17 protein-coding genes are annotated in these 23,901 nt (G+C 49.3%); 9 read left to right on the top strand and 8 right to left on the bottom strand.

Features of this window, described 5'->3' with window-relative positions:
• Positions 1 to 4 precede the first annotated feature (4 nt).
• Both lepB and dapB read right to left on the bottom strand, forming a co-directional pair.
• Positions 5 to 1,402, bottom strand: coding sequence for a signal peptidase I (gene lepB / locus DWW91_RS01545; protein WP_009860644.1), 1,398 nt, complete (start codon positions 1,400 to 1,402; stop codon positions 5 to 7).
• 18 nt (positions 1,403 to 1,420) lie between these two features.
• A complete protein-coding gene (dapB, locus tag DWW91_RS01550; protein ID WP_010801324.1) occupies positions 1,421 to 2,137 on the bottom strand; it encodes a 4-hydroxy-tetrahydrodipicolinate reductase in 717 nt (238 codons plus the stop codon).
• Between the two features lie 110 nt (positions 2,138 to 2,247).
• Here dapB and DWW91_RS01555 point away from each other — a divergent pair, with 110 nt between their 5' ends.
• The 3 genes from DWW91_RS01555 (at position 2,248) to DWW91_RS01565 (ending at position 6,355) form a co-directional block, all read left to right on the top strand.
• Positions 2,248 to 3,525 carry a DUF2851 family protein gene (locus DWW91_RS01555; RefSeq protein WP_122326737.1) on the top strand — a complete coding sequence of 426 codons (1,278 nt, stop codon included), beginning with the start codon at positions 2,248 to 2,250 and terminating at the stop codon, positions 3,523 to 3,525.
• Positions 3,526 to 3,612: 87 nt separating this feature from the next.
• A complete protein-coding gene (locus DWW91_RS01560; protein WP_122326738.1) occupies positions 3,613 to 5,532 on the top strand; it encodes an Ig-like domain-containing protein in 1,920 nt (639 codons plus the stop codon).
• Entirely contained in the window at positions 5,465 to 6,355 is an 891-nt protein-coding gene (locus DWW91_RS01565) for a DUF3108 domain-containing protein (protein WP_044245328.1), read from the top strand. Before DWW91_RS01560 ends, DWW91_RS01565 begins: the two co-directional genes overlap by 68 nt.
• Here DWW91_RS01565 and DWW91_RS01570 read toward each other — a convergent pair.
• Positions 6,324 to 7,394, bottom strand: a complete 1,071-nt coding sequence (locus tag DWW91_RS01570; RefSeq protein ID WP_044215006.1) for a PAS domain-containing sensor histidine kinase — start codon at positions 7,392 to 7,394, stop codon at positions 6,324 to 6,326. The two genes, DWW91_RS01565 and DWW91_RS01570, sit on opposite strands and share 32 nt — an antisense overlap.
• 5 nt (positions 7,395 to 7,399) lie before the next feature.
• Positions 7,400 to 8,749 (bottom strand): sigma-54 dependent transcriptional regulator, encoded by a 1,350-nt coding sequence (locus DWW91_RS01575; RefSeq protein WP_010801328.1) that lies wholly within the window; start codon positions 8,747 to 8,749, stop codon positions 7,400 to 7,402.
• 352 nt (positions 8,750 to 9,101) lie between these two features.
• On the opposite strand from DWW91_RS01575, the gene DWW91_RS01580 reads away from it, so the two are divergent.
• From DWW91_RS01580 to DWW91_RS01600, 5 genes are all read left to right on the top strand, one after another.
• Complete coding sequence (locus DWW91_RS01580) at positions 9,102 to 10,457, top strand: TolC family protein (RefSeq protein ID WP_233584377.1); 1,356 nt, start codon at positions 9,102 to 9,104, stop codon at positions 10,455 to 10,457.
• A 27-nt stretch (positions 10,458 to 10,484) separates the two neighbouring features.
• The gene (locus tag DWW91_RS01585) at positions 10,485 to 11,732 is read left to right on the top strand and encodes an efflux RND transporter periplasmic adaptor subunit (RefSeq protein ID WP_122326839.1); all 1,248 of its coding nucleotides are present in this window, start codon (positions 10,485 to 10,487) and stop codon (positions 11,730 to 11,732) included.
• A 14-nt stretch (positions 11,733 to 11,746) separates the two neighbouring features.
• Positions 11,747 to 14,152, top strand: coding sequence for an FtsX-like permease family protein (locus DWW91_RS01590; protein ID WP_122326740.1), 2,406 nt, complete (start codon positions 11,747 to 11,749; stop codon positions 14,150 to 14,152).
• A gap of 17 nt (positions 14,153 to 14,169) precedes the next feature.
• Positions 14,170 to 14,844 (top strand): ABC transporter ATP-binding protein, encoded by a 675-nt coding sequence (locus tag DWW91_RS01595; RefSeq protein WP_009860654.1) that lies wholly within the window; start codon positions 14,170 to 14,172, stop codon positions 14,842 to 14,844.
• A 135-nt stretch (positions 14,845 to 14,979) separates the two neighbouring features.
• Positions 14,980 to 17,403 carry an ABC transporter permease gene (locus tag DWW91_RS01600; RefSeq protein WP_122326741.1) on the top strand — a complete coding sequence of 808 codons (2,424 nt, stop codon included), beginning with the start codon at positions 14,980 to 14,982 and terminating at the stop codon, positions 17,401 to 17,403.
• Positions 17,404 to 17,518: 115 nt separating this feature from the next.
• On the opposite strand, the gene DWW91_RS01605 is transcribed toward DWW91_RS01600, so the two are convergent.
• From DWW91_RS01605 to DWW91_RS01620, 4 genes are all read right to left on the bottom strand, one after another.
• Entirely contained in the window at positions 17,519 to 17,926 is a 408-nt protein-coding gene (locus DWW91_RS01605; protein WP_009860656.1) for a PaaI family thioesterase, read from the bottom strand.
• Positions 17,927 to 18,013: 87 nt separating this feature from the next.
• Positions 18,014 to 19,489 carry a cysteine--tRNA ligase gene (gene cysS / locus DWW91_RS01610; protein WP_122326742.1) on the bottom strand — a complete coding sequence of 492 codons (1,476 nt, stop codon included), beginning with the start codon at positions 19,487 to 19,489 and terminating at the stop codon, positions 18,014 to 18,016.
• An 86-nt stretch (positions 19,490 to 19,575) separates the two neighbouring features.
• Positions 19,576 to 19,986 (bottom strand): Fur family transcriptional regulator, encoded by a 411-nt coding sequence (locus DWW91_RS01615; RefSeq protein ID WP_010801335.1) that lies wholly within the window; start codon positions 19,984 to 19,986, stop codon positions 19,576 to 19,578.
• A 1-nt stretch (position 19,987) separates the two neighbouring features.
• On the bottom strand, positions 19,988 to 21,958 hold the full coding sequence (locus DWW91_RS01620) for a heavy metal translocating P-type ATPase (protein WP_122326840.1): 1,971 nt from the start codon (positions 21,956 to 21,958) through the stop codon (positions 19,988 to 19,990).
• A gap of 155 nt (positions 21,959 to 22,113) precedes the next feature.
• On the opposite strand from DWW91_RS01620, the gene DWW91_RS01625 reads away from it, so the two are divergent.
• On the top strand, positions 22,114 to 23,895 hold the full coding sequence (locus DWW91_RS01625; RefSeq protein WP_233584386.1) for a right-handed parallel beta-helix repeat-containing protein: 1,782 nt from the start codon (positions 22,114 to 22,116) through the stop codon (positions 23,893 to 23,895).
• The last annotated feature ends 6 nt before the right edge of the window (positions 23,896 to 23,901 follow it).

Below are 23,901 nucleotides of genomic sequence, written 5' to 3' on the forward strand. Positions count from 1 at the left end.
ATTCTTAATTCGGATGCACCATGCGGAACAGACGGTTCCAGCGGATACCACCGTCGAACAGGCTGCGGTCTTTATCCAGTGACAACCAGATAAGGATAGGCTTTCCTACGATATGGTCTTCCGGAACAAATCCCCAGGAGCGGCTGTCGGCACTGTTGTGACGGTTGTCGCCCATCATCCAGTAATAATCATATTTAAATGTATAGTCTGTTTCCGGCTTTCCGTTGATATAATATGTACCGTCTTTTTCTTCCAGTGTATTGTTTTCGTAGTTTTTGATGCAACGGCCGTATAGAGCTATGTTGCGTTCGTTCAGCGGTATTGTCGCCCCTTTCTTCGGAATCCACAGAGGACCGTAGTTGTCGCGTGTCCAACCTGTTTCATACCATGCCGGATAAGTCAACCCCGAAAATGCATCCGGTTCGATTACAATCTTTTTTACAATAGGCAGTTTCTCGGCTATCGCCAGTGCCTTCTTGGTCAGCGGCATGCGATAGACCGGATTGTACTGTCCGGGGGCAATCGATTCGAAACCGAGGAAAGACATTAAATCCTGGTAATATCCGTTGTTGGAAACCAGTATCCGGTCTTCTTTGCTTACGTTCATCAGGCGGAACTGTTCTTCCGTGATAGGGGAACCATCCGTTTCGACATAGTAACAGAACTGCATATTCTCCGGATTCTCTGCTGCTTTACCATCGATATATACCTGGTTGTCGCGTATTTCTATGGTGTCGCCCGGCATACCGATGCAACGTTTCACATAGTTTTCACGTTTGTCTACAGGACGGTAGACTACATCCCCGAAGGTGTTTTTATCCATCCAGATACGTTCGCGTCCGTGCTGCATAACCAGTTCGTCATAGCTCGGATTCTGCTGTTTCAGGGCGACTGTGTCGCCGGCAGGAAAGTTGAACACCACGATATCATTGCGTTTTACATGACCGAAACCTTTCACCCGTTTGTAACCCCATTCCGGCCAGTCCAGATATGATTTACAGTTGAAGAACGGCAGCGTGTTCTGTACCAGCGGGAACGACAGCGGCGTGTTCGGGACACGCGGACCGTAACTCAGCTTGCTTACAAACAGATAATCGCCTACCAATAAAGATTTCTCCAACGAAGAACTCGGAATCTGATAATTCTGGAAGATGAACAGATTAATGAAATAGACGGCAATCAGTGCGAACAGGATATCGTCCACCCATTCCAACGCATTTCGTACTGCTGGGTTCTTTGACCGTTTCCAGGCTCCCCAGGGAATATATTTGGTCAGGAAAATATCTACGAGTACAATCAACCCGAGCAACAACCAGAGGTTCTGCATCCAGATTGAAAAGAGTATATACAGCACGGCAGAGATGCCGAACTTAATCCATTGTTTCTTGGAAATTTGTTTCATTTGCTGACTAATGTGGAATTAAAATTTAAGCATATCGTCCATACCCAGAAAGCCTTTCTTCCCGGCGGTAAATTCAGCGGCAACGACAGCGCCGAGTGCGAAACCTGCGCGGCTCTTGGCGTCATGTTTGATACTGATATAGTCGACATCCGACTCATAGGTCACCTCGTGGATGCCCGGCACTTCGCCTTCGCGGATGGCGTGGATTGGCAGGTCGGTTGGCTGTTCGGCTGTTTCCAGTGTCCAACGGTCTTTTCGGTCTACGTTTTCAATGATTCCTTCTGCCAGTGTGATAGCGGTACCGCTCGGAGCATCCAGTTTGTGGATATGGTGCGTTTCCGTCATGCTGATATTGTAGGAAGGAAAATTATTCATGATTTTCGCCAGGTACTTGTTGAGGGCGAAAAAGATATTTACTCCGATGCTGAAATTGGAAGCGTAGAAGAATGTCTTGCCTTCCTTTTCACATTTCTCTTTTATTTCGCCGATACGGTCCAGCCAGCCGGTTGTGCCGGAAACAACGGGAACGCCGGCAGCGAAACTCTTCATATAATTGTCGAATGCCGTGGCCGGAGTCGTGAACTCGATGGCTACATCTGCGCTCTTGAAATTAGCTGACTGAAATTCTTCCGGGTTGTTTATATCTACGATAGAGACGATTTGGTGTCCTCTGTTCAATGCAATCTGCTCGATGGTTTTACCCATCTTTCCGTAACCGATAAGTGCAATCTTCATAATCTTTTCAGAATAAAATGAATAAATAAGCTAATAACTTAGCCTTCAGGGGTGCAAATATAAAGAAAATGAATTAGATTTGTGGCATAAATCTTAACTCTGAAAAGAATATGGAACGTTTATTACATTATGTTTGGAAATACAGACTGTATCCAACGACTTCGCTTCTTACTACTGACGGACGTACAGTATCGGTCATTGACCCCGGAACACCCAATACCGACGCGGGCCCGGACTTCTTCAATGCAAAGATGAAAATAGACGGTACTTTGTGGGCTGGGTGTGTTGAAATCCATGACAAAGCCTCCGACTGGCTGCTTCATCGCCATGATAAGGACAAGGCTTATGATGCCGTTGTTCTCCATATTGTGGAGGTGTCGGACTGTATCGTTTACCGGATGAACGGAGAGGTTATTCCGCAAATGGAACTGGCAGTGCCGGAGTCGGTTGTGCGGAATATCGACTGGTTGCTCCATCATGACAACTCTCTTCCCTGTGCCGGATATATCCCTCAAATGGAGCCCGTTCACATTACATCGTGGCTGGGGGCTCTGCTCGGCGAACGGCTGGAACGGAAAACGGCCGATATATTCCGTTTGCTGGACCAGTATGCCGGTGACTGGAACGAAGTCTTTTATATTACTTTAACCCGCAATTTCGGTTTCGGTGTGAATAACGACATCTTCGAGCGTCTTGCCAAGAGCTTACCGCTCAGGTATATTCAGAAGCAACGCGGCAGCAGTTCGCAGGTCGAAGCGATGCTGTTCGGACAGGCCGGGATGCTGAATGAAGCAATCGATTGCCCTTATTATCGTTTGCTGCAACGCGAGTATCAGTTTCTTCGCTATAAATTCGGATTGACTCCGCTGGACTGTTCTCAATTCAGGAACCTTCGTACCCGGCCCATCAATTTCCCCTGTCTGAAGTTGGCGCAACTGGCGGCTGTCTGGATGCAATACGATACCTTGTTTTCTGTTATCCTGACGGCAGGCAGTATCGGTGAGATTAAGCAATGTCTGCATGTCACACCTTCCGCTTATTGGGAGACGCATTATCATTTCCGGAGCGCTTCCGCTATAAAAGAGAAAACAGTCGGGGAGAATTCTTTGTGTATATTGTTGATAAATACGGTAGTTCCCATTCTTTTCGCTTACGGAGTCAGGAATAAGCAACCCGAATACTGCGAGCGTGCAATCCGTATCCTTGAAAATCTTCCTCCGGAGAAGAATACGATTGTTTCGGGTTTTAGCCGGGCAGGGATAAAAGTCTGCCATGCAGGCGACAGTCAGGCGCTGATTCAATTGAAACGGGAGTATTGCGAGAAGAAGAAATGTTTGTATTGCCGGATCGGGTACAGGTATCTGAAACGGGGTATTCCCTCTTTATAGAATGCAAAGATTTCTTATTTAGCGTATATATCACTATTAGTCACCGGATTTTTCCCTATTTTTGCCATCTGATTAAAAAGCGATTGAATGGGTAACAGATATATAAAAGATTTATTGCTGGTACTGTGCGGAGTGTTTCTGTTGGTAACCATGTATTCGTGTGCCAATATGGCTTCTCCGAACGGGGGACCTTACGACGAGACCCCCCCTAAATTCATAAGCAGTCTGCCTGCCCCTAATCAGACGAATTATAAGGGGAAGAAGGTGGAGATTCTGTTTGATGAACTGGTTCAGCTGGACAAGCCGTCGGAGAATGTAATCATCACGCCGCCGCAGATGCAATTACCTGTGATCCGTGCCGCGGGAAAGAAGGTCGTGGTCGAACTGAAAGATACACTGAAAGAAAATACGACTTATACGATCGACTTCACCAACTCGATCTCCGATAATAACGAGAAGAATGTATTCGAGAATTTCTCCTTTGCCTTCTCTACCGGTGATGTGATCGATACGCTGGAGGTATCGGGTATCTTGCTGAATGCCGAAAACCTGGAACCTATGCCCGGTATCACGATCGGTCTGCATAAGAACCTGGAGGATTCGGCATTTGTGAAACTGCCTTTCGACCGTACTTCGCGCACGAACGATAAAGGACAGTTCACCATTCGCAATATCTCTCCAGGCAGTTACCGTATTTTCGGTCTGAACGATGTCAACCGCGACTATAAATTCGACCAGCCGGGCGAGGAGATTGCGTTTAACGACTCCATTATCATCCCTTCGCTGGAGTTGACCACCCGGCAGGATACGCTTTGGAAAGACAGCCTGACTATCGATACGATCCGTACGGTTGCCTATACGCGTTATTTCCCGGATGATATCGAATTGCGTCTGTTCAAGGAAAACTTCGTGCGCCAGTATCTGCTGAAACCGGAGCGGCAGCAGGAAAACTTGCTGACCATACGGTTCAACGCTCCGCTCGATACCGTACCGCTTCCGAAGCCACTTAACTTTACGCCGGAGAATCCTGACTGGTTCTTTACACAGGAAACGGAGGCGGGAAAAGGCGTTAATTTTTGGCTGACCGATTCGCTGGTATGGAAACAAGATACGTTGCAGGTGGAACTGTCGTATCCGAAGAGCGACTCGCTGAATGTTCTCCGACCGCAAACCGATACGCTTCAGTTTGTGATGCGCCGTCGTCCCGAAAAGAAGAAAAAGAAGAAAGATGACGAGCCGGAACCGATCGTCTTCCTGGGTATGCAGATCGACGCACCCGGTTCGATGGACTTGTTCGATACCGTATCCGTTACGTTCAATGAACCGATCCTCGAACTGCCGAAGGAAGTCTTCTATCTGGACCAGAAGGTCGATACGGTATGGACTCCGGTTGATTTCGAGCTTTTCCCGGACTCTGCCAACAGCCTGAATTACTTCATTCGCCGTCCGTGGAAATATGCCGAGGAGTATCGCCTGTCGGTGGACTCCGCAACGATCTTCAGTCTTTATGGCAAGTGGAACGAACCGTATTCGGCTGAGTTCAAGATCAAGAAAGAGGATGAATACGGACACTTATATATTAATGTAGAAGGAATTGATACGACCGCTTATGTGGAATTGCTGAACGGTAGTGATGCCCCGGTGCGGAAGGCGAAGGTGAAGAACGGCGGTGTCCTTTTCATGGACCTGAAACCGGACAAGTATTACGCACGCCTGGTGGTCGACCTGAATGACAACGGCAAATGGGATACCGGCAATTATGCCGATAAACGCCAGCCGGAAGAAGTCTTTTATTCGCCAGTTCAGTACAACGTATTGCAGAACTGGCAGGTAGAAGAGACTTGGAATGTCAAGGCAACCCCATGGGCAAAACAGAAACCTATCGAGATTACAAAGAATAAGCCGAAAGAGGCAACCAAGAAGAAAAGAAATTACAAAGATGAAGGACAACAGAAGTCTTCTTCGCGCAATAGCGGTATGGGCGGCAGCATGGGCATGCCGTTCTAAAGGAACCGGTTTATGTCTGCCGGTCCTGTTGTTGCTCCTTTCCGGAGTGGCCGGTGCGCAGACTATTCCGGTGAAAGAGCGGTTCAATGCCGGTGAGGAGGTGCAATATGAATTGTACTTCAAATGGGGTATTCTGATGCCACGCGCCGGACAGGCAACCTTATCCATTAAAGATACCCGCTATGAGGATAATCCGGCTTATCATTATAACCTGTTATTCCGAACTTCCGGCATGTTTGAGAAGATATTCTCCATGCGCGATACGATCGACTGTTATTTCACCCCCGAGATGCTGTTGCTCCGTAGCGAGAAACGGGTGAATGAGAATGACTACTATCTGATCGACGACCTGAAATTCTCTTATAGTAAAGGGAAGACTTCGGCCCATTCCCATCGCTATACGCCTTCACGGACGAAGATCGACACGATGATCGTTTCTGAACAATGTATGTTCGATATGCTGGGTGCCACCATGTATCTCCGCTCGCTGGACTGGGATAACATGAAACAGGGCGATGAATTTCCGTTTCATGTGGTGATCGGACGGGACCGGATCAACATCAGTTTCCGCTATACCGGGCAGCAGATCGTGGAACGCAACGAGACACTGAAATACCGTACCCGACATTTCTATATCGATATTTTTGACGACGCTTTCACCCAAAGCAAGGCGGCCGCCGAAATATGGATCGGGGACGATGAAAACCATATCCCGGTCAAGATTCGTGCCAAGCTGAAGATAGGAGCGGCCGAGGTCTATTACAAATCATCCAAAGGATTGCGTTACCCGCTTACTTCGCGGGTGGAAATTCCCCGGCGTTAGGCAGTGAGAGAGTGAAACGTGTTTCGGAGTAAGGTTGTGAACTGACCAGGAGTTCGCCGCCATGCATCCGTACGATCTGGCGTGAAAGGCTCAGGCCGATACCCGTACCTTTGTTCTTGGTGGTGAAGAAAGGAATGAAAATGTCTTCCAGCATATCGTGGGGGATGCCCGGCCCGTTATCCGTTACTTCGATCAGGGTCGTGGTGCCGGGTTGTTTTACCGTGAGTGAGATTTCACCGTTATCCTGTCCTTCCAATGCTTCCATCGCATTTTTCAACAAGTTGATCAAGACCTGTGAGAGCAGTTCTTCATCGGCATTGACTGTTATTTCGTCCTGGCAGAGGTAAACAGTCAGACCGATCTGTAAACGTTGCAGGTCCGACTGGAACAGCAGTTCGATGTTGCGTACCTGGCGGGAGAGGGAGAACGGATTGGGATTGGGAGCCTGCAACCGTGCCAGTTGGCGGTATGAATTGGTGAAGTTCATAAGGCTCTGTCCCTGGCTCTTGATCGTATCCAGTCCGCGGACCGTCTTCCGGATGGTGGCGTCGTTGATCTCGTCGCAGCTTTTCGTCGTGTCGTTGCTCCGGTAATAGGAGAGGAGCGTGCCTGAGAGGGAGACGATCGGAGCGATCGAGTTCATGATCTCGTGGGTCAGGACGTGCATCAACTTGTCGTATGCCTCGTATTCTTTCCGTAACAGTTCGCGTTCGAACTCTTTCTGCTTGCTCTCCGTCATCAGGCGGTGGATGCGGTTGAATGCCGTATGCAGGCGGCGTTGTTCTTCCGGTCCGCTGTTTTCGGGGAAGTAAAGCATCGACTCATTGTCTTCGATGGCATCGAGGAACAGTTGGATACGGCGGTTCGATGTATTGAGGAAATAGACGAGGATCCCGACCAGCCATAAGGCGATCAGTAGGGTGACGCATCCCAGTATGATGGCTTTACCGGTGATAATACCCGTTAGTCCCACGCCGGTAACAAGGAGGATGAGCGCGACCTGGAAGACTATCTTCAGATAGATGCGTGTGCTGAACATTCGTTTCACAGGTTGAACCGTTTTAGTTTGTTATATAAGGTCTGCCGGCTTACCCCCAGTTGCTCGGCGGCAGCGGTCAGGTTGCCGTCGTTCTGGGTAATAGCCGCCTCGATCGTCTTGCGTTCCACTTCTCCCAGGTTGGGGGCATCGGAGAACGAGACGGATTTTCCGGGACGGATAAAGAGGTCGGCGGCACGGATTACATTTTTCTCGGCCAGGATCACTGCTTTCTCGATGGTATGTTGCAGTTCGCGTATGTTGCCCGGCCAGTCGTAACGTTCCAGTTTGGCGGCTGCCTGTGGATGGATAGTCAGACCAGGCTGGTTGTACAGGGCCGTATACTTTTTCAGGAAGTAGTCGATGAAAAGGGGAATATCTTCCCGGCGGTTCCTGAGAGGCGGTATCTCTATTTGTATGGTGTTGATGCGATAGTAGAGATCCTCCCGGAAAAGAGATTGCTTCACCAGTTCCGGCAGGTCGCGGTTGGTGGCGGCGATCAGACGTATGTCGATCGGGATTTTACGGTTGCTTCCCAATCGGGTGACTTCGCGGTTCTGCAGGGCGGCGAGCAGTTTGGCTTGCAGGCCGACCGGGAGGTTGCCTATTTCATCCAGAAACAGGGTGCTTCCGCTGGCAGCCTCGAATTTACCCGGCCGGCTTTCGCGGGCATCGGTAAAGGCACCTTTTTCATGTCCGAACAGTTCGCTTTCGAAAAGGGATTCACTGACGGCTCCCATGTCCACGTTGATCATTTCCCGGCGGCTGCGGAGTGACAGGCGGTGTATTTCGCGGGCGAGCATTTCTTTACCCGTACCGTTCTCGCCGGTGATAAGGATGTTCGCATCCGTTTTGGCAACCTTGGTCACGACCTTGATCAGTTTCATCATAACGGCGGAGTGGCCGATGATCATGGCTGGCTCCACAGGGCGGTCGGGTCGGTTACGATCGGTCTTCTGTTTGACCTTTTCCCGTTCTACGGCTTGTAAGGCGGCGTGTATCTTTTCGAGCAGGACTTCGTTGTCCCAGGGTTTGAGTATAAAATCAACGGCTCCGCTTTTCAAGGCTTTGACAGCCAGTTCCACATCTCCGTAGGCGGTAAGCATGATGACCGGCAGTTCGGGGGCTATTTCCTGGATACGGCGTAGCCAGAACAGGCCTTCGTTTCCGGTGTTTACGCCTGCGGAGAAATTCATATCTAGAATGACAAGGTCGACCGGCATCGTATCCAGCACGGATAAGATGCTGTTCGGGTTGGAGGCGGTCTCTACCCGTTCGAATTCATCTTCCAATAATAATTCGAGCGAAGTCAGTACACTTTTATTATCATCTACAATGAGAACTGTTCCGGTTTGCATACGATTAATTTTTCCGTAAAGGTATCGGCTTCCGGGGTACTTTGCAAATGAGCGTCAAAATATTTGACACTAATAACAGGATAATATAACACTATAGTCCTAATCCGATTAGCACTCGTATGCTAAGGCAGTCAGCACAGTAGTGCTGGTGAGGGTAACACTACTGTGCTGGCCCCGTATCCGGCACAGAAGCAGGGCCTGTTTTTTTATGATTGACACATCAGCGTCCATATTTTTGACAATCGGGCGTCCATATATTTTACACTTTGCGAGGCTGTTTCTTTTGTGGAATATGATAATCAGTCAGTATGAAATGTGGCACGCCTTTTGCTTTTACATGTACATGATGAAAATGCAAATAACAATTAAATATGGATGGAGGTTAGCCTGCCTGTTGCTGTTTGGTTCGGTAGTGGGAGCAGGTGCACAGGAATCCTGGAGTGTCGACTCTTGCATGCGCTATGCGCTGGAGAGGAACCTGGCACTGAAAAACAGCCGGTTGGATACCCGTATCGCTCGCGAAGACTTTACGGCGGCGATAGGAGATTTCCTGCCTTCGGTCAGTACCAGCGGGGCTTTCGGGAAACGGATGGGACGTTCGGTTGACCCGAAAACGAATTTGTATACCACCTCTTCTTTCGTGGAAAGTACGCTGGGAGTCGATATATCATTGCCTGTTTTCGACGGGTTCAAACGTATCAACCGGGCACAGTTCTCCCGGCTGAACAGGCAACTGAGCAGCGTTGCCGGGAAAGCGGAGGAGAACCGGGTGGCTTTCGAGGTGATGGATGCTTATTATGTATATATCTTTGACAGAAAGATGAGTGCCCTGGCTGCCGAACAACGTAAGCTAAGCGAGCGTTACCATGAGCAGATGCTTGAATATGTGGACCTCGGCCTTCGTTCACCCTCTGACCTTCAGGAGGTGAAAGCCCGTTTGCAGAGCGATATTTATCAGGAGACGGTGAAGAAGAAGACGGAGCGTCTTTCTTTTCTTGCACTAAAAGAGTTGTTGCAGATGCGCGATTCGGACTCTTTATCCGTTAGTGACAGAGAGGGGGATGACGGTGAGTTGCCGCTTCTTGCCGGTTATTCGGCTCCGGAAGTGTATGCAGAGTCGGAGACTACGCTTCCCGAGTTCCGGATGATGGATTTGCGGGAACAGGCGTCGCGAAAGTCGCTTGCCATCGCGTCGGGAGCTTTCTCGCCTTCCATCCGGGCGGATTTCAGTCTTTATTCGAGTTACTATGACACGGAACGCGATGCGGACGGACATATCTCCTCGTTCGGGCAGCAGATGAAAAACAATTGGAACAAATATATCGGTCTGCGGGTATCTTTCCCTATATTCAGCGGTTTGTCCCGCTTTACGGCAGTCAGGAAAGAGCGTTTCCGCCTGCAACAGATAAGGAATAACAACGACCAGCAACGAATATCCTTATATAAGGAGATAGAAGATGCCTGCCTTTCCTTACAGGCTTCGGCAGAGGAACATCACCAGGCGAAACTGCAATTGCAGGCAGCTGCAACCACCCTCAAAGAGAACGAGGAGAAGTGGGAGGAAGGGATGGTTTCCGTCTTCGAACTGATGGAGAAGCGTAACCTGTATATCCAGGCCAAAGCAGAACTGGCCCGTACCCGGCTGCAATATGACCTGAAACACCGGATGGTCGAGTTCTACCGTACCGGTTCATTTTTAGTAAAATAACAACAAAGAACAGATATGAATAACAACATGGACACCCCTATCGAACGGAAATCCCGTTTGAAGAAGAAACATCTGTATGCGATGGCAGGAGGCACTTTCCTCCTGGTCTGCCTGCTTTACTTTATTTTCCGCGATACCTCTTCCTCCATGAAAGTGGACAAGGAACGGCTGACCATCTCCACCATCGTCCAGGGTGAGTTTAATGATTATATCCGTGTGATAGGGCAGGTGCTCCCGGACCGTATCATCTACCTTGATGCCATCGAGGGTGGCCGGGTGGAAGAACGCCTGATAGAAGAAGGGGCGCAGGTCAAGGCCGGCGATGTAATCCTCCGCCTGAGTAACCCGCTGCTGAATATCGGTATCCTGCAAAGCGAGGCAGACCTTGCTTATCAGGAGAACGAACTCCGTAACACCCGCATCAGCATGGAACAGGAACATCTGCGCCTGCAACAGGACCGTATCAGCCTCAACAAAGAACTGGTACAGAAGGACCGCCGTTACCGGCAATACGAACGCCTGTATAACAAACAACTCTTGGCGCGTGAAGATTTCCTGCTGGCAAAGGAGGACTACGAAAGCGCCCGCGACCAGCTTGTCGTGTTGGACCAGCGTATCCGCCAGGACGACCTTTTCCGCAGCAGCCAGTTGGAGAGCCTGGATGAGAATATCCGGAACATGAAACGGAGCCTCTCCCTTGTCCGCGAACGGTTGGAGAACCTGAAGGTGAAAGCGCCCGTCAGCGGCCAGCTGGGTAATCTCGAAGCACAGATAGGGCAGTCTATCGCCCAGGGGGAACGTATCGGGCAGGTCATCACCCCCGAACTGAAGGTGGAGGCCAAGATTGACGAACATTATGTGGAGCGGGTGATGCCCGGCCTCCCCGCCAGCTTCGAGCGTGAAGGAAAGACCTACGACATGGAAGTGACGAAAGTCTACCCTGAAGTGCGCGACGGCCAGTTCCGTACCGACCTTCATTTTACCGGAGGACGTCCGGAGAATATCCGTGCCGGGCAGACCTATCACCTGAACCTGCAACTGGGTGATCCCGTACAGGCCATCCTGATTCCCCGTGGCAGCTTCTACCAGGCAAGCGGCGGCCTGTATGTATATGTCGTGGATGAGGACGAGACTGTCGCCCGTCGCCGTCCGGTGAAGATAGGCCGCCAGAATCCGCAGTATTATGAAGTGACCGAAGGAGTGAAACCGGGAGAGAAAGTGATTATCTCCGGCTATGAACTGTTCGGTGAAAACGAACGATTGATTATCAGATAACAGAAAGGATAAAGATGGATTATCTCTCTCAAGTCATAAAAAGCCAGCGCGCCCGCAAGTCACTTTCGGTCATTAATATCTTCGGCCTGTCGGTGTGTATCTCTGCCGCCCTGCTGATTTTGCTCTATGTCCGTTTCGAACTGAGCTACGACTCTTTCCATGACGGCGACCGCGTGTACCGTGTCGAAAGCCGTTTGTATGAGGGAGCAACGCTGACGGATAATTGGGCGACGACCGCATTCGGCCACGGTCCGGTGATGAGCCGGGAGATACCGGGCATCGAAAAGTTCGTCCGGCTGACCGCCCAGGACCGGGAACAGGTGGTTACCTACCAGGATAAGCAGTTCGCCGAAAGCCGCTATTGTTTTGCCGAACCAACCTTTTTCGACCTCTTCCGTTTCCCTATTCTGAAAGGGGAGAGAGACGGCCAGCTGACCCGTCCCAATACCGCCGTGCTGACGGAAAGTGCCGCCCACCGTTATTTCGGCGAGGCGGAGCCGTTGGGCAAAATCCTGACCTTCCGCACGTCGACAGCCGAACAACATTTCGAAGTGACAGGCATTATTGCCGATATGCCGGCCAATTCGCATCTGCATTATGATTTCCTGCTGTCTTATTCCACGATACCGAAGGAACGGCAGGATATTTGGTATATTCACGGCGTCTATACGTATGTCCGCCTGGAACCGGGGAAAAAACCGGAAGATATAGAAAACGCCTTTGCCGCTATTTCAGATAAATACAAAACCGCAGCTTTGAAGCATAAGGACTGGAAGGTGGAGTTAATCCCATTGAAAGATATTCACCTGACTCCGCAGAAGTCGTATGAGAAGGAGACGAAAGGCAGCCGTACCGCCGTGTATATCCTTTCGGTGATGGCGATTGCCCTGTTGCTGACAGGCTGGGTCAATGCGTTGAACCTGATGGTGGCGCGTTTCCTGGAACGGGGAAAAGAGTTCGGAGTGCGTAAAGCCTTCGGTGCTTCCCGCCGGCAGATGCTGTTGCAGGGACTGACGGAGGCCGGCATCGTCAACCTGCTGGCAACCTTGATTGCGCTCGGTTGGTTGGAGGTATTGCTGCCGCTTGTCTATACCTGGGCGGAACATGATTTTGGTGCCGATATATTAGTACAACCGCAGTTTTGGCTGGCCGTAGCAGTTATTGCCGGGCTGGGGACGCTCTTCACCGGCTTATATCCTTCCTATCTGCTGACACGCATCCGTCCGTCGGATATTATACGCGGGAAGTTATTGCATAGCCGGAAAGGCAATAAGATGCGGAAAACATTGATTGTCGTGCAGTTTGTCGCCTCCTTTATCTTGATAACGGGCACGTTTGTCGTTATCTCCCAGGTTCGCTACATGCAGAAGGAGGCCGCTTCTCCCGGGACAGACCGGATCATCGTATTGAAATATCCCTCTTTTACAGATGAACTGTCCGTCAGGATGGAAAGCTTCAAGAAAGAACTGAAGCGGAAGACGTATGTCCGCCAGGTGACTGTTTCCGGTGCCGTGCCGGGGGTGGAGGTCGCCAATTATTTTGCCAACCGTCCGTTCGGCAGCGACCCGTCCGAGGTGAAACTGATTCAGATGTTCGCTGTCGATTACGATTACCTGGCCACCTATTCGCCGGAGATGGTCTGCGGCAGGGGATTCTCGGAAGAGTATGGAGATGAACTGAATAAGGTCGTGCTGAACGAAGAGGCCGTCCGCCTCCTGGGTTTCCCTTCTGCGGAAGCGGCTTTAGGCAAACAACTGACGATGGAAGTGCTGCAAGACCCTCTCCAGGTGATAGGGGTGGCGAGGAACTATTACCAGCAGTCGCTGGCCGTCCCTTATAAGCCAATCATCTTCTTCCTGAAAGACCGCGTTCCGATTATCGGGACACCCTATATTTCCATCCGCATGGACGGTGTGGCCGGTCCGGCCCGTCTGGCGGAGATAGAACAAATCTATCGCGATTTCTTCCCGACTTCGTTGTTCTCTTATTTCTTCCTCGACGATTTCAACAGGAACCAGTATAAGGAAGACCGGAATTTCGGATGGATATTTGCCGCATCGTCTTTGCTGGCCGTCTTTGTCGCCTGCCTGGGATTGTGGGTAATCACGCTTTTCTCGACCCTCTCGCGGGTGAAGGAAGTGGGAATACGTAAGGTGCTGGGAGCGGGTAAAAGGAATCTTTTTGTAGTTTTGACGCGTGAATTATTGCTCCTTACGGTACTTGCGTCCGTGATAGGTATTCCCGTGTCCGCTTTCCTGATGAATAGCTGGCTTGAAAGCTATGCGTTTCATATCCCGTTGCCCTGGTGGAGTTATGCGGTGGCGTTCGTGCTACTGATGTGTATCGCTTTCGGGACGATTGCCCGGCAGGTATGGCGCATCATCCGCCTGAAACCGATGTATATTTTAAGGAGTGAATAATTTATAAATAGGAACATATGATTAAAACAGAGAATCTGTCTATGCTCTTCACCACGGAAGACGTACAGACCAAAGCATTGAATGAAGTAAGCCTGGAGATAAAGAAAGGCGAGTTTGTGGCTATCATGGGGCCTTCGGGTTGTGGCAAGTCCACCTTGCTGAATATCCTGGGAACGCTTGATTCGTCAACTTCGGGCAAATACTTCTTCGATGGAAAGGAGATCGATAAGATGAGCGAGAGCCAACTGACTTCTTTCCGTAAGGGGAATATCGGCTTTGTATTCCAGAACTTCAACCTGATTGACGAACTGACGGTCTATGAAAATGTAGAACTGCCCCTTGTCTATCTGAACAGCAAGAAGTCCGAACGCAAAAAGAAGGTGATGGAGGTGCTTGAACGTATGAATATCGCCCATCGTGCCGGCCATTTCCCGCAGCAATTATCCGGTGGCCAGCAGCAACGTGTGGCTATTGCCCGTGCAGTGGTAACCGACTGTCCCCTGATTCTGGCGGATGAGCCGACGGGTAACCTGGATTCGACAAACGGCCTCGAAGTAATGGAACTGCTCAGCGAACTGAACCGGCAGGGAACGACGGTCGTTATCGTCACCCACTCCCAGCGGGACGCGAAGTTTGCCCACCGGGTCATTCATTTGCTGGACGGGCGGATTGTATCGGAGGAGAAACGATGACGGTAATCATCAACGGAGGTTGATGATTACCGTCAGTTACCGTTGACGACTGTCGTCAATGAGAGTTGACGATGACCGTCATCACAGACAGGATAAAGTGAAGTACTAATATTTTATTGACAGATTCAGAATACTATGATTATTTCAAACTATTGGAACAGTGCCCTGCGCAGCCTGACGAAAAAGAAAGGCTTCAGTGCAATCAATATAATCGGCCTGGCAATCGGTATGGCGGCCGCCCTGCTGATTCTGACCTACGTGGCTTTCGAATATAGCTACGACGATATGCACAGCCGTGCCGACCGCATCTTCCGCGTGGAAGCACGTTTCTACGAAAACGGCGAACTGACGGATAACTGGGCGAGCAGTTCGGCCGGCTACGCCACCGCTATGAAACGTAACCTGGCGGGCGTGGAGGATTATACCCGCGTCGGCAGCCAGTACTATCCGGAGCAGGTCGTGAAATACAACGAACTGCTCTACCGTGAGACTGGCATCGGGTATGCCGAGAAGAATTATTTCAACTTCTTCGATTATGAATTACTGAAAGGGGATAAGAATACCTGCCTCGACGGGCCGAACAAGGTGGTGATAACCGAGCGCATCGCCAATAAATACTTCAAAGGGGCCGACCCGATTGGGAAGATACTGATTTTCCGCAGCAATATCGGCGAAGAGGCGTGCGAAGTGACCGGCATCATGAAAGATATGCCCGTCAATTCGCATGTGCGTTACAGTATGATGATCTCCTACGAAACTCTTCCGAAATGGATGGATGAATACTGGTATCGCCACGAAGTGTACTCATACGTCCTTCTGAAGTCGCCCGCCCTGAAGAAACAGGTGGAAGAAGCCTTCCCCGCAATGGCGGAGAAATACAAGACGGAAGAGGCGCTGAAGAATAAGACCTGGGCAATCGAATTGACCAACCTGCGCGATATCCACCTGAATCCGCAGAAGGCGTATGAGCCGGAGACGAAGGGGAACAGTTCTTCCATGCTGGTGCTGATATGTACGGCGTTGGCGATCCTGTGCATTGCCTGGATCAATTATATCAATATGACGGTTGCCCGCTCGATGGAACGGGCCAAAGAGATCGGCATTCGAAGGGCTTCGGGGGCGAGCCGCCGGCAAATCGTGGCGCAGTTCCTGTTCGAATCGCTGATAACGAACGGGATTGCCTTTATCCTGGCTATCGGGTTGATGGAGGCGTTGATGCCTGCTTTTAACAGCCTGACCGGGCGTGACCTGGGATTCTCTGTGTGGGTGACGACCTCGTTGGGGTGGATGCTGTTGTTGATTTTCGCCTTGGGCGTGTTCCTGTCCGGTTTCTATCTGGCGACGATTTTGTCGGGTATTAAGCCAATCCGGATGCTGAAAGGGAAGTTCACGCATACGAAGAATGCGGCGACGACTCGTAAGGTACTGGTTGTTTTGCAATATACGGCGTCGATGGCTTTGCTCTGCGGGACGCTGATCGTGTATGCACAGTTGCAGTTTATGCGTCAGGCCTCGCTGGGTGTCCGTGTGGACCAGACGTTGGTGTTGAAATTTCCGGCGCATTGCGAGGAACTGTCTACGAAGCTGACAGCGATGAAAAGGGAGTTAAAGGCGTTGCCTTCCGTAAAGAATGTGACGGTTTCCGGTGCCGTTCCCGGGACGGAGGTGGCTGATTTCCTGTCTATTGTCCGTTTGAGTGATGCCACAAAGCAAACCCGCCTGCTGGAAATGCTCAGTTGCGATTACTATTATCTGGATGCCTACGACCTGAAGTTTGTTGCCGGCCGTGGTTTCGGGGAGGATTTCGGTGGTGATGTATATAATATCGTCCTGAATGAAGCAGCCGTCCGTACATTGGGCTTTGCCTCGGCCGATGCCGCGATTGGCGAACGTCTTTCCGTGGAGACGGTAGACCAGCCGATGAAGATTATCGGTGTGGTGAAAGATTATCATCAGCAGTCCCTGAATAAAGGCTATACACCTATCCTGTTCGCCCTTCACGACAAACTGAGCTGGATGAAGCAGCGTTATATCTCCGTGGTGATGGAGAATGCCAATCCCCGTGAGTTGGTGAAGCAGGCGGAGACGGTCTGGAACCGTTATTTCCCGGATTCCAGCTATGATTACTTCTTCCTCGACCAGTTCTTCGACCAGCAATACCGGCAGGATGAGGTGTTCGGGTTGATTGTAGCTCTCTTTGCGATACTGGCGATTTTCATCTCCTGCATGGGACTTTGGGTGCTGGTGATGTTCTCCTGTTCGACCCGTGTTCGTGAAATGGGTATACGTAAAGTCTTGGGTGCTTCCAAAATACAGCTGTTCTATGAACTGGGACGTGAGTTCTTTGTCCTGATCGGCATTGCGATAGTGATAGCTCTTCCTCTCTCCTGGTGGGTCATGGACGGCTGGCTGAGCAATTATTCGTTCCGCACCGACTGGAAAGCCTGGTTCTTCCTGGTTCCGGTGATTTTGTTGTGTGTGATTTCCCTGTTGACCATAGGCTGGCAGACTGCTAAAACAATCCTTAGCAAACCTGCCCGGTCGTTGCGGTACGAGTAAAATAATGTGCCAATATGCCAATGGAAATAGCATTCCTCATATTGGCACATTGTTTCACGTCTACTATTCAGGTAGATAATGTATTTTATACCTGTTTGTCGATTGACATTTCGTTTTATTCTATCGGTGCAAACGGAAGTTCCGTGTCTTTCCTGTATCCGGAGCCGCTGAACGTTGCAATCAGTTCTCCGGCTTCATTCGTGATATTTACTTCGCAGTTGGCAAGCCGTTTATGGCTGAATACTTCCCGTGCTTCAGCATATAGGAATCCTTTGCTTTCGGCTTTGAAGAAGTTGATATTGGAAGTGATGGACAATGTCAGCCGGGCATGACTGTTGGTAGCTGCCGCAAACGCCAGGTCGGCCAGCGTAAAGATGGCACCTCCCTGGCAGACACCGCCACCGTTCAGGTGCATCGGTTTTATCTCCATACGGGCTTTGGCATAACCATTGCCCGTTTCCAGTAATTCTACCCCGGCAAATAAGGCAAATTTGTCGCCTTGAAGAAATTCGTTTATTGTCATTACGATAATATGCTAATTTGAAAATATGCCAATGTGCCAATAAAGTATATTCCGATTGGCATATTGGCACATTGACCGATTGATTGATTATTTATTTAGCTTCCATTCTGCTCCGTCTTTGGTATCCTTAATCTCGAATCCCATGGCAGTCAGTTCGTTACGAATCTTGTCGGAAGTAGCCCAATCCTTATTGGCTTTTGCCTGCTGGCGGATAGTCAACAAGAGGTCTACAGCTTTACCGAATGTCTCATAATTGTCACCTCCGGCAGATGCTTCGTCTTTCATTCCCAGGATATCGAATACGAAAGTGTGGAATACTTCTTTCAACTCTTTCAGGTCTTCAGCCGAGATAGTCGCTTTGCCATCCTTTACGGAATTGATGGCGCGGGAGGCATCGAACAGATGAGAGATGACAATCGGAGAGTTCAGGTCGTCATTTAAAGCGTCATAACATTTCTTGCGAAGGTCTTTCACATCTACTGTCGAAGCATCCGAAGCTGTCAGCTTTTGCAGGTGGTTGTAAGCATCCATCAGACGGCTCAATCCTTTTTCTGCGGCTTGCAGGGCTTCGTTGCTGAAATCCACCGTACTGCGGTAATGCGCCTGGAGGATGAAGAAGCGGATTGTCATGGCCGAATAAGCCTGGCTCAGCATTTTGTGGTCGCCGGTGAAGAACTCATCCAGCGTGATAAAGTTACCGAGCGATTTACCCATCTTCTGTCCGTTGATGGTAATCATATTGTTATGCATCCAGTAGTGAACCATATCATCCCCTTGTGAAGCGACAGCCTGTGCAATCTCGCATTCATGGTGCGGGAAGATCAGGTCCATGCCACCCCCGTGGATATCGAAATGCTGTCCCAGGTATTTCTTGCCCATCGCCGTACATTCGCAGTGCCATCCGGGGAAACCGTCGCTCCACGGAGAAGGCCAGCGCATGATATGTTCGGGTTGCGCACATTTCCAGAGGGCGAAGTCGATCGGGTTATGCTTCTCGTCCTGGCCGTCCAGCGCACGGGTCGTATTCAGCATATCTTCGATATTACGGCCCGAAAGGATACCGTAATTATGGTCTTTGTTGTATTTCTCTACGTCAAAATAAACGGAACCTTCGCTTTCATAAGCATATCCGTTGTCAAGAATCTTCTTTACCAGTTCGATTTGCTCGATGATATGGCCCGAAGCATGCGGTTCGATGCTGGGAGGAAGCACGTTGAGGGCCTCCATCGCCTTGTGGTAACGGTTCAGGTAGAACTGCACCACTTCCATCGGCTCCAACTGTTCCAAGCGGGCTTTCTTGGCAATTTTGTCTTCGCCTTCATCGGCATCGTGCTCCAGATGGCCTACGTCGGTAATGTTGCGTACATAACGTACTTTGTATCCTATATGTGTAAGATAACGGAACAACAGGTCGAATGTGATAGCCGGGCGGGCGTGTCCCAGATGCGCATCGCCATAGACCGTCGGACCACAGACATACATGCCTACGTGGGGTTCATGCAACGGGATAAATTGTTCCTTCTTTCTTGTGAGCGTGTTGTAAATACTTAATGGATGTTCCATATCTGTTCATACTTTAAAAGTTGCTTTGTCTTTGCCTGTATCATCGTAATACTGAGGAAGACAGAATGCAAAGATAATGCCTTTGTCTATTTTGAGCAATCTTCGCAGCAACCTTTTAATACATAGTTGATACTTTCCAGCGTAAAATTACGGGGTAATTCGACCATCGGCACCGGAATATTCCGCAGGCAGAATGTCCTGTGGCATTTCAAACAATAAAAATGCGCATGAAGTTCACTGACGGAACAATTGCAACCGTTACCGCAAACCGAATATTTCAAAGAACCCGAACCGTCGTCGATACAATGGATAAGGTGATGATCCAGGAAAAGGTTGATAGTTCTCGATACGGTCGATTTGTCTACCGTGTCCAACTCATTCTCCAGATCGAGCAGGCTGAAAGCCCTTTCAAACCGCATCATCGCTTTCAGGATAAGCAGGCGGATGGCTGTCGGTCTGATTTCTCTTTGTTTCAATATATCTAAATAAGCATCCATATCAATCTGTTTTAGTCGTCTTTAATATTCGTACGGCATTGAGGATTGCCAGCAAAGCAACACCGACATCGGCAAAAACCGCTTCCCACATGGTAGCAATCCCTCCGGCTCCCAGCATCAGAACAATCAGCTTGACACCGAAGGCCAATGCTATGTTTTGCCACACGATAGTACGTGTAAACTTTCCGATGCGGATCGCCGTTGCCACTTTGCTGGGCTGGTCGGTCTGTATTACGACGTCGGCCGTTTCGATGGCGGCATCGCTTCCGAGGCCTCCCATGGCAATGCCTATGTCGCTTAATGCAAGGACTGGCGCATCGTTTATCCCGTCGCCGACGAAAGCGATTTTGTTTGTTTTGTCCTGCTTCAATGCTTCCAGGTGGGCGACCTTTCCTTCCGGCAGCAGGTCGCCGTAGGCCTGGGGAATCCCCAATTGTGTAGCTAATTTAGAAACAATAATTTGTTTATCGCCTGATAATATTTCCAGGTTATTAATATTTAAGTCTTTTAATTGTTTGATAGCTTCCACTGCATCTTCTTTGGGCGTATCGGCAAGCAGGATATAACCGGCGTATTGCCGGTCGATTGCACAGACAACCACGGTATCCGGATTTTGTTTCTTCCTAATGAAACAGTTGTTTCTATATGGTGAAACACTTGTTTCATTAGGAGGAAACAAAACACCTTCCGAGTCCAGCAGACGGGGGTTACCTACTAATACTTCCTTTCCGTCGACTATTGCTTTTAATCCGTAACCTGCCAGTTCGGTCGTATCGATGGTTGTGTCGATTGTTACCTGCTGCTCTTGGGCGTATGCCAGGATCGCTTTGGCAATAGGGTGGTTGCTCCGGCTTTCGACGGAAGCAATGATTCGGAGCAGTTCTTTTTCAGGAATGTTATTTTCCGTAGAGAGGCTCCGTACTTCAAAGACTCCTTTGGTGAGCGTACCTGTCTTGTCGAATACGACCGTATTTATCTTGGTGATGGCGTCGAGATAGTTACCTCCTTTAAACAAGATTCCCTGCCGCGAAGCCGCCCCGATCCCTCCGAAATATCCCAATGGAATGCTGATAACCAATGCACAGGGACAAGAGATAACAAGAAATACCAGCGCACGGTATAACCATTCGTTAAAGATGAACAGGAAGTCCGGCTGTACCAGTGAATAAAGATAAGGTATAAGGACAATCAGAAAAGCCAGTCCGGTTACGATTGGTGTATAAATGCGGGCAAATTTCCGGATAAACAATTCGGCCGGCGCTTTCCGTTCGGATGCATTCTGCACCAGTTCAAGAATACGTGCCAGGGCACTTTGGTTATATGGTTTGGTTACTTCCAGCCGGATTACCTTATCGGTCACAATCATTCCGGCCAAGACATTTTCATTCGGACTAATCGTACGCGGAACGCTTTCCCCCGTAAGTGCTGCGGTGTTGAAGGAAGCGGCTCCGCTAAGTAATTTACCATCGAGAGGAACTCTTTCTCCGGCTTTCACCTCTATGATTTCTCCCGGAATTACATCGGCCGGAGCTAACGGGACACGTTCGTTATCACGAATAACAACTGCTGTTTCGGGCCGGACGTCGAGCAGCGCACTGATATTTTTACGGGCCTTCGACAATGCATTTTCCTGAAACAGTTCGCCGACGGAATAGAATAACATAACAGCCACGCCTTCCGGGTATTCCCCGATATAGAATGCGCCGAGTGTAGCGATACACATAAGCGTGAATTCACTGAATATTTCTTTTTCGCGAATACTTTCAACCGCCTCTTTCATCACCGGAAGCCCGACCGGCAGATAAGCGAGTGCATACCATATAAATCGAGCGGTCTGGTCGAAGAATCCGGCCTCCGCTATCTGCATCGCAATTCCTCCCAGTAGCATCCCGAAGGAAATTGCCGGAAGAAGATAAGGCGAAATTTTTCTTTTACGTTCCGTATGGCAATGATTACAACTGCAATGTCCCATATCTGTCATGTTTTATTTATTTTCCTGATACAAAGGTAGGTGTTATGAGGTGCAACAAAGTTGCAAAGAATCCGTATATTTGTCGGGTTAATGTTTAGAAAATGAATAATATGAAAAACTCTCGTACTCTTATTGGTATTTTATGCTGTCTGGCCATGCTCTGTTCCTGCTCCCAGACAAAGAATCAGTATGACTTGTCGAACTTTGGCCTGACTCCCGACAAGAAAGATAATGCTTCTCCTTTGATGGCGAAGGCTTTGGAACAGATAGCCGCTTCCCATACAGGCGATGATACGATAACAATCGTACTCCCTAAAGGTCGCTATGATTTCTATCCCGAAGGTGCAGCGCAAAAGGAGTATTTTATCTCCAACCACGACCAGGATAATCCGAAGCTGGTGGGACTGCCTTTTGAGAACATGAAGAATGTCATTTTCGATGCACAAGGTTCGGAATTGATTTTTCATGGCCGTATGTTACCTGTTTCATTGATTAATTCGGAAAACTGTACTTTGAAGAATTTTAGTATCGACTTTGAGAATCCGCATATCAGCCAGGTGAAGATATTGGAGAACGATACGGTTGCCGGTGCCATTACCTATGAGGTGGCTCCCTGGGTGGAATATGAAATCCGTGACAGTGTATTTTATGCCAAAGGTGAAGGTTGGGAGCATGCTCCGGCCTGGGGTATCGCTTTTGAAGGAGATACCAAACGCCTTGTTTATACAACCAGCGATATTGCTGTCGGTTCTAAAGGCGTATCGGAAGTTTCTCCCCGCGTGCTTAAATCAACCAAATGGAATAACAAGAAACTGATTCCGGGAACAGTTGTTGCCATGCGCGGCTGGGGACGTCCGACACCGGGTATCTTTGTTTCTTATGATACGAATACAACACTTGAAAACATCCGGGTTCATTATGCGGAAGGTATGGGATTACTGGCGCAGATGAGTGAGAATATCACACTGGATAAATTCTCCGTATGTCTTCGTGGTGATAACGATTCCCGTTACTTCACGACGCAGGCAGATGCCACTCATTTCTCCGGTTGTAAAGGAAAAATCGTTTCTGTAGGCGGCTTGTACGAAGGTATGATGGACGACGCCATCAATGTACACGGAACTTATCTGAAAATCCAGAAACGTGTAGATGATAAAACGCTGGTAGGTGAATATATGCATCCGCAAAGCTATGGCTTTGAATGGGGATTCCCGGGGAATGCCGTACAGTTTATCGACTCGAAAACAATGGAAATAATCGGCGACCCGAATAAGGTTACAGCCATCAAAGCGTTGGATAAGCCAAGTGCCCACGGAGCTAAAGTGTTTGAGATTGTTTTTGAGAAACCGATTGATCCGGCTATCAGTGAGAAAGGAACATTCGGTGTCGAGAATTTGGAGTGGACTCCTGAAGTTTATTTTGCAGACAACGTAATCCGTAATAACCGTGCCCGTGGTTCCCTGTTCAGCACGCCGAAGAAGACGATTGTTGAAAAGAATGTATTCGACCATACATCCGGTACGGCCATTCTGCTCTGTGGTGACTGTAATGGTTGGTTTGAGACCGGTGCCTGCCATGATGTGGAGATTCGTAACAATAAATTCATCAATTCATTGACGAATATGTTCCAGTTCACGAATGCCGTTATTTCCATCTATCCGGAAATACCCGACCTGAAAGACCAGAAAAAGTATTTCCATAGTAATATAGTCATTGAGAATAACGAGTTTGAAACATTCGATGCCCCGATCCTGTATGCTAAATCGGTAGACGGTCTGATTTTTCGTAACAACACAATCAAACAGAATAATCAATATCCGGCTTTCCACTGGAACAAACACCGTTTCTTCTTCCAGCGTGTGATTCATTCAGAAATCAAGGATAATCAGTTTGACGGCGGCTTCGACGAGAAGCGCGATGTGAAGGTAGAGAATTAATCTGCC

Source organism: Parabacteroides sp. AF17-3 (assembly GCF_003635445.1).
Taxonomy (GTDB): Bacteria; Bacteroidota; Bacteroidia; order Bacteroidales; family Tannerellaceae; genus Parabacteroides; species Parabacteroides goldsteinii.

What these genes read in the sequence shown, in the direction of transcription:
- DWW91_RS01575 (WP_010801328.1), bottom strand. Translation starts at nt 8,749, where the DNA reads ATGCAAACCGGAACAGTTCTCATTGTAGATGATAATAAAAGTGTACTG.
- cysS (WP_122326742.1), bottom strand. Translation starts at nt 19,489, where the DNA reads ATGGAACATCCATTAAGTATTTACAACACGCTCACAAGAAAGAAGGAA.
- DWW91_RS01625 (WP_233584386.1), top strand. Translation starts at nt 22,114, where the DNA reads ATGCTCTGTTCCTGCTCCCAGACAAAGAATCAGTATGACTTGTCGAAC.
- lepB (WP_009860644.1), bottom strand. Translation starts at nt 1,402, where the DNA reads ATGAAACAAATTTCCAAGAAACAATGGATTAAGTTCGGCATCTCTGCC.
- DWW91_RS01580 (WP_233584377.1), top strand. Translation starts at nt 9,102, where the DNA reads ATGCAAATAACAATTAAATATGGATGGAGGTTAGCCTGCCTGTTGCTG.
- DWW91_RS01620 (WP_122326840.1), bottom strand. Translation starts at nt 21,958, where the DNA reads ATGGGACATTGCAGTTGTAATCATTGCCATACGGAACGTAAAAGAAAA.
- DWW91_RS01600 (WP_122326741.1), top strand. Translation starts at nt 14,980, where the DNA reads ATGATTATTTCAAACTATTGGAACAGTGCCCTGCGCAGCCTGACGAAA.
- DWW91_RS01585 (WP_122326839.1), top strand. Translation starts at nt 10,485, where the DNA reads ATGGACACCCCTATCGAACGGAAATCCCGTTTGAAGAAGAAACATCTG.
- DWW91_RS01555 (WP_122326737.1), top strand. Translation starts at nt 2,248, where the DNA reads ATGGAACGTTTATTACATTATGTTTGGAAATACAGACTGTATCCAACG.
- DWW91_RS01560 (WP_122326738.1), top strand. Translation starts at nt 3,613, where the DNA reads ATGGGTAACAGATATATAAAAGATTTATTGCTGGTACTGTGCGGAGTG.
- DWW91_RS01595 (WP_009860654.1), top strand. Translation starts at nt 14,170, where the DNA reads ATGATTAAAACAGAGAATCTGTCTATGCTCTTCACCACGGAAGACGTA.
- dapB (WP_010801324.1), bottom strand. Translation starts at nt 2,137, where the DNA reads ATGAAGATTGCACTTATCGGTTACGGAAAGATGGGTAAAACCATCGAG.
- DWW91_RS01570 (WP_044215006.1), bottom strand. Translation starts at nt 7,394, where the DNA reads ATGTTCAGCACACGCATCTATCTGAAGATAGTCTTCCAGGTCGCGCTC.
- DWW91_RS01590 (WP_122326740.1), top strand. Translation starts at nt 11,747, where the DNA reads ATGGATTATCTCTCTCAAGTCATAAAAAGCCAGCGCGCCCGCAAGTCA.
- DWW91_RS01615 (WP_010801335.1), bottom strand. Translation starts at nt 19,986, where the DNA reads ATGGATGCTTATTTAGATATATTGAAACAAAGAGAAATCAGACCGACA.
- DWW91_RS01605 (WP_009860656.1), bottom strand. Translation starts at nt 17,926, where the DNA reads ATGACAATAAACGAATTTCTTCAAGGCGACAAATTTGCCTTATTTGCC.
- DWW91_RS01565 (WP_044245328.1), top strand. Translation starts at nt 5,465, where the DNA reads ATGAAGGACAACAGAAGTCTTCTTCGCGCAATAGCGGTATGGGCGGCA.